This window comes from Algoriphagus sp. (assembly GCF_030694375.1).
GTDB lineage: Bacteria > Bacteroidota > Bacteroidia > Cytophagales > Cyclobacteriaceae > Algoriphagus.
Genome location: NZ_JAUXYL010000004.1, coordinates 1 through 5697 on the forward strand (window position 1 = coordinate 1; position 5697 = coordinate 5697).

The window sequence follows — 5697 nt, forward strand, 5'->3', positions numbered from 1 at the left end:
TGCAAAATCCGGTCAAATTGACCCCCGCTAGCCGAAGGAAACTGACCCCTTCTGGCCGGAGCAAATTGACCCCCGCTAGCCGGAGTAAATTGACCCCCTTGGAGGAATATTTTTTGGGAATGGAATAGTGGTGTTTCGAAGGCTGTTGGTTCAGGATTAACTACCCTGAACAGATGGCTAACCGACCCCTAACCATGAATAAGATACGACAGATTTTAAGAGGCCACTTTGAAGGCCGAGGCACCAAACAGCTGAGCCAGATTACCGGGGTATCCCGCAATACGATCAAAAGTTACCTGCAACGATTCAAGGACACCCAACTTACTTATCAGGATGTGGAACAGCTGTCCGATGAGGCACTTTCTGAGCTGATCCTTGGTCCTCCGGCTCCCCAGCAGCAGAGCAAGCGACAGGAAATACTGATGGCACTTTTGCCTACCTGTGCCAAAGAACTTCGCCGCAAAGGGATGACCCAGCAGCGCCTCTGGGAAGATTACATTGCAAAACACCCTCAGGGTTACCGCTGCAGCCAGTTTAAAGCGTACCTAAGCGAATACCTGAACCGTAGGAGCCTGACCATGCATTTTGAGCACAAGGCTGGTGATAAAGTATTCATTGACTATGCGGGCAAGCCACTTTACATCACTGATCCGGAGACAGGCGAGCATATTCCCGTACAGGTTTTTTTGGGAGTGTTAGGGTGCAGCCAATACACCTATATGGAGGCAACCCTGACCCAAAAGAAAGAAGATTTTACAGAAAGCTGCCGCAGGATGCTGGAGTACTATGGAGGTGCCCCAAGAGCCGTTGTCCCGGACAATCTCAAATCGGCAGTGCAGAAGGGAAGCAAGTATTCCCCGGTAATCAACGAGACCTTTGAATCCTTTGCCGAACATTACAGCACCAGCATTCTTCCCACACGTCCACGTCAGCCAAGGGAAAAGTCCCTGGTGGAAGGAGCGGTCAAACTGGTTTACCAGCGGATCTATATTCACCTTCAGAACAAGGTGTTCTTTTCACTGGAAGGGCTTAATGAAGCCATCAGGCCACTTCTTGTGTCCTACAATGAACGAGCCCTCCGGGGAGAGGAAAGTCGTCGGGAGCAGTTTGAACAGCTCGAACGGGAAAGTCTGCAACCCCTTCCCGCCCTGCCTTACCAGCTCATGCAGGTCAAGATCTCCACGGTAATGAAAAACACACACATCTGTCTGGCCCAGGACAAGCATTACTACAGCGTTCCTCATCAGTTCATCGGCAAGAAAGTCAAAGTGCTCTACAACGACGACCGGGTGGAGATCTTTTACCGATACCACCGCATTGCCCAGCACAAAAGGGACCGAAGGAAACACAAGTACACTACTTCAGCCGATCACCTGGCCGCAAGCCAGCGGTATGTGTCCAGCTGGAGTTATGACTATTTTGTAGGAGAAGGAAACAAGATCAGCAGGGAAGTCGGTGACTACCTGGCTGCGCTGATGGAGACCAAGCCCCATGCCGAACAGGGCTACAAGTCCTGTGCAGGAATCCTACATCTGGCCAAGAAAGCTGGGAACTCTCGGCTGATATTAGCCTGCAAACGGGCTTCTGAATACGGAATTTACACCTATCCCATCATCGAGGACATCCTGTCCAAGAACCTTGACACACTCAGTCCATCTGAAGAACAGCTGGACGATACCGTACTGACACCCCGACACCACAACATCCGGGGTAAGGAATATTACAGTTAAAACCAAAACACATGATCGAACAGACGCTTGAGAAAATGAGAAAAATGAAGCTCTACGGGATGCTCCGCAGCTTCAAACATGCCACCCACACCCAGTCGATGGCCGGCCTCACGGCCGACGAACTCATCCACCTGCTGGTGGAAAACGAATGGGACGAACGCCAAAACCGGAGTATGGAGCGAAGCCTGAGAAACGCCAGATTCCGCTACAAGGCAACCGTGGAAGGGCTTGACTTCCATCCCGAAAGAATGCTGGACAAAAACCAGCTGCTTCGTCTGGCGGACGGTGGTTACATCAAAAAAGGAGAGAACATCCTGCTAACAGGAAGTACAGGCACCGGGAAAAGTTACCTCGCCTGTGCACTGGGCAACCAAGCCTGCGCCCAAGGGTACAAAGTGCTATACACTAACACCAACAGGTTGCTCACCCAACTGAAAATGGCAAAGGCAGACGGCTCTTCGATCAAAGAAATGATCAAACTCGAAAAGCAGGATGTACTTATCCTGGATGACTTTGGAATCCAGCCTTTAGACGTTCAGGGCAGAATGCTGCTGATGGAAATCATCGAAGACCGACATGGTAAAAAATCAACCATCATCACCTCACAGCTTCCTATAACTGCATGGTACGAAGTAATCGGTGATCAGACCTTGGCAGATGCCATTCTCGACCGGATAGTACATGACGCACACCGCCTGGAACTACAGGGAGAATCTTTGCGAAAAAAGCGAAAAATTAACCAAGCCAACCTTTAACTTCGCCTTCCAGAATTCCACTTTTCTGACCCAAAAATCCAAGTAACTCTAGGGGGTCAATTTCCAGCGGCGACAGGGGGTCAATTTAATCGGCGTATGCACTAATAGATTCAAACCAAAAAAGGAGCTCATGAGCTCCTTTTTTTGGTTTTTAGCCTAGATTTCTCTTTTACACTGGCAATGACTTAACACTAGCTAGAATTCTTTTCGCACTTTCAACTTTTTCTTTGAAAAGTTCCTTTCCTTTTAGGGATGCTCCAATGCTCTGCAGTTCTTTGATGGTTTTAGCACTAGTCTTCACCACAACTGGTTTATTGTAAGCCTTCTTTTTCATTTTGTAAATCAGGTTCTAAAAGTGAATCAAAATTGATCACTTTTTCTTATAAATCAAAACAGTTCTATACGAATTATATGGTACATATTGCTCAAAATCAGAGCCTTTTGACAAAGGAAGGCCAAAGAAAATATATTCTTTTATGAGCTTTCCGAAATTTTTGTCGAGAAAATTGCAATAAATCCTAATCCTTTGATGTTGTTTTTTACAAACTTTTTCACATTTTTTTCTACATGAATTTTGGCATTTTTCCGGAAACTCGTCTGAGCTGTCACTACCTTGTACGATAAGGGCATTTTCGGGGTTGTTCTTAAAGAAAAGAGGCACTGTCGATAGAACTGTATTTAGGATCAACCTTGCATCCCCATTATTAAATACTTCATCATCTACCAGTTCTCCGGTCTCTATGTTAAAGTCTCCAAAGCCCAAATTGTAAACCCTCCTTTCTCCTCTTTTTTCTACAAAAGAATGTTCGACAATTTTCCAATTTCCACTGGGTGTAACAAACGCATATTGAAAATGCTCTTCGTTAGAATCTAGGTTTTGTAATTCATAGGTTGGATTTCCGGTCATACATCATGCAAAGTCGATGATTTTTTCAATTTGCAATTAATAGAAATTTATAAACAAGAAAATACCCAGTACTGGGTATTTTTCAAAAAACCTCACCCCACCCTCTCCTTAAAGAGAGGGCGATCGAGCAGTGGTCAAAGTGAACATTGGGGTCCAATTGAAGGGAGTTTACGCAGTGCATGACCAGAAAGTGTGCTCAAATTACGCTGACTGTGCTGGGTATTTTTGGAGTGAGGGAGAAAAAAGTGAGGGGATGTGAGTATTAGTAGGGGAAATCTTAATTTAATGTAGAGATAGTTCTCGTTTATACTTATTTTTAAACGAAGTTGAAAAATTTTTCAAGTAAAATTACGAAGGTTTAATCCCTTGGGCCCTTGGGATTGCCAAATAATACCTTAACGGCTTAAGTTTTAAAAAAGGACTTAGTCCACAGATCTTCAAATAGAAGAATTACTTCGTGATCAAAGTTTTGGCGAAAGCTGCAAATCTTCTGATATCTTTTTCCTCTTGGTGATAAACTTCAATTAGTGCATCTGAATAACCAATTCTTGATGAATCATTCACAGCCGCATGAGAAGTCTTGTGAGCCCTAGATGCTTTAGGCTTATTAACTTTCCCACTTTTTACCCTTGTATGTACAGAATTTTGAGATTTTTTCATTTTTGAAATTCAATTATTGGACTTGGAGACGTAGCCTGAAGAATCCTAGGTCGATCCCCCTTTGCCACATCCGTACTGATTAAGCCAAAGGAATCAAAAGGCTGGATATCAAGATCAATTCCATCTTTTAGTAAGAAGTAAGTGTTCAAAGGATCATTTGCATATCCATCAAATATTAATCCAATTGGCACATACCTCCCAGATTCTATAAACCGACCAATTGCTCGAATAGTTGCTTTTCTACGATCCAAATTTACACAAATCAGATGAGTTTCATATCCCAATTCTTTAAGGGACAGACCCAACTGATGAACACTATTTAATTTATGTCCTATTTTCGGGATTACCAAATTCATTTTGCTCTCTATAGCCAACTGGAAAAGTGGTTTAAAGCCAGTAGGAATTTTTTCACTGTCTGAACCAAAAACCAACACATCTGATTCATTGTGGACGAGTGATGCGCCACCAACCCCATCCTGAAATTCAGGCAATTTTCTTTTAGCAAAGTCAGAATCTAAAATTATAGCACCAATTGTGTCCGCCAGTTCATTGGCAATTCCAGATTTCCCAGAAGCAGGAAGCCCAATAATCACGATTGCTTTTTTTTCAAATTGGGGATCGGTGATCGGAAAAGCTCCTCCATTGCCCAGGCTTATTTCTTCGTCTGTTTCAGGTCTCTTTTGTGAGAACAATTCAGTTACGATTTGAATTCGCAAATTCCACCTATCCTCCTCTTTGGCAAATTTCCGTCTACGATGCTTGGTACTACCCAATGTGCTATCCACATCCGGAATGTGGTGGATTTGAAATTCTCCCTCCTTAATGCTCTGAATTACATCGTCTAAATTTTCCGGCCGATATTCAAGAACTCGAACCAAAAAATGTTCAATCAAGTCATTATCATCTAATCTTCTGGAGAAAGGGTGCATTGAGTCATAAATTGTTCTTCCTTACTTCTTCTTCTTTTTATCAGGGGCTTGAGTCAATGCTGAGCCCGCAGCGGTTTTTGCGTCCTTAGTTGATTTTGGATTCTTTAAAACTTTCGAAGCTGCAGTTGCTGCCTATTTAGAGGTTTATTCATTCTTCTTTGCCATAACTTATTGAATTAGAATAGATCATCTAAAGAAAATAAAAAACTAAGAGATGAAAAATACCCTGTACTGGGTATTTTTCAATTTACCTCACCCCAACTCCCGATACTCGGGACAGGCTCTCTTCCCGATCCGCTACGCTACTCGGGACTGGCTCACATGGAGAGGGAGTTTGCGCAGTGGGCAAATTGTGCATTGGGGTCCTTCCTATTTGAAGAAAGATGTGGTGAGCCTGATAGGATTTGACAGTGTGTTTTTTACGATCAGGTAGTGCCCTCCCTTCAAGGGGAGGGTTAGGGAGGGGTAGTTAATAGTCCGATTGAAGGAAGCTGGATATTGTTTTGGAAAAGGATGTTGATGCCAGCGCAATGGAAGGAAAAATCCCCCTACCCCCTTTGATAAGCCTGACCCGTCTGACTCGTCCTAAAAACAGTTTACAGGTTATTGTTTAAATCCTGATACTGATTGACTGTTTGTATTAGTCCGTTTATTGGTTTACAAGTGTACGGTTTTTGGGATAATAGTTTTTCCACAATCGATCTGTTTTTTGATTG

At 43.6% G+C, this 5697-nt stretch carries 7 protein-coding genes; 3 read left to right on the plus strand and 4 right to left on the minus strand.

All coding sequences use genetic code 11. The features are described 5' to 3' along the window. Positions 1–194 precede the first annotated feature (194 nt). Both istA and istB read left to right on the plus strand, forming a co-directional pair. The gene (gene istA, locus Q8M62_RS00820; protein ID WP_304902681.1) at positions 195–1730 is read left to right on the plus strand and encodes an IS21 family transposase; all 1536 of its coding nucleotides are present in this window, start codon (positions 195–197) and stop codon (positions 1728–1730) included. Positions 1731–1741: 11 nt separating this feature from the next. Further along, complete coding sequence (istB, locus tag Q8M62_RS00825) at positions 1742–2485, plus strand: IS21-like element helper ATPase IstB (RefSeq protein WP_304902682.1); 744 nt, start codon at positions 1742–1744, stop codon at positions 2483–2485. Between the two features lie 169 nt (positions 2486–2654). Here istB and Q8M62_RS00830 read toward each other — a convergent pair whose 3' ends face one another. The 4 genes from Q8M62_RS00830 to Q8M62_RS00845 form a co-directional block, all read right to left on the minus strand. Then, complete coding sequence (locus tag Q8M62_RS00830; RefSeq protein WP_304902683.1) at positions 2655–2819, minus strand: hypothetical protein; 165 nt, start codon at positions 2817–2819, stop codon at positions 2655–2657. 36 nt (positions 2820–2855) lie between these two features. Further along, positions 2856–3392, minus strand: a complete 537-nt coding sequence (locus tag Q8M62_RS00835; RefSeq protein WP_304902684.1) for a hypothetical protein — start codon at positions 3390–3392, stop codon at positions 2856–2858. A gap of 450 nt (positions 3393–3842) precedes the next feature. Next, the gene (locus Q8M62_RS00840) at positions 3843–4052 is read right to left on the minus strand and encodes a hypothetical protein (protein ID WP_304902685.1); all 210 of its coding nucleotides are present in this window, start codon (positions 4050–4052) and stop codon (positions 3843–3845) included. After that, entirely contained in the window at positions 4049–4981 is a 933-nt protein-coding gene (locus Q8M62_RS00845) for a zeta toxin family protein (RefSeq protein ID WP_304902686.1), read from the minus strand. The genes Q8M62_RS00840 and Q8M62_RS00845 overlap by 4 nt, the downstream gene beginning before the upstream one ends. A 214-nt stretch (positions 4982–5195) precedes the next feature. Here Q8M62_RS00845 and Q8M62_RS00850 point away from each other — a divergent pair, with 214 nt between their 5' ends. Beyond that, on the plus strand, positions 5196–5414 hold the full coding sequence (locus Q8M62_RS00850; RefSeq protein ID WP_304902687.1) for a hypothetical protein: 219 nt from the start codon (positions 5196–5198) through the stop codon (positions 5412–5414). The last annotated feature ends 283 nt before the right edge of the window (positions 5415–5697 follow it).

Coding starts and splice junctions, on each gene's coding strand:
- istA (WP_304902681.1), top strand. CDS start 195: ATGAATAAGATACGACAGATTTTAAGAGGCCACTTTGAAGGCCGAGGC.
- istB (WP_304902682.1), top strand. CDS start 1,742: ATGATCGAACAGACGCTTGAGAAAATGAGAAAAATGAAGCTCTACGGG.
- Q8M62_RS00830 (WP_304902683.1), bottom strand. CDS start 2,819: ATGAAAAAGAAGGCTTACAATAAACCAGTTGTGGTGAAGACTAGTGCT.
- Q8M62_RS00835 (WP_304902684.1), bottom strand. CDS start 3,392: ATGACCGGAAATCCAACCTATGAATTACAAAACCTAGATTCTAACGAA.
- Q8M62_RS00840 (WP_304902685.1), bottom strand. CDS start 4,052: ATGAAAAAATCTCAAAATTCTGTACATACAAGGGTAAAAAGTGGGAAA.
- Q8M62_RS00845 (WP_304902686.1), bottom strand. CDS start 4,981: ATGCACCCTTTCTCCAGAAGATTAGATGATAATGACTTGATTGAACAT.
- Q8M62_RS00850 (WP_304902687.1), top strand. CDS start 5,196: ATGAAAAATACCCTGTACTGGGTATTTTTCAATTTACCTCACCCCAAC.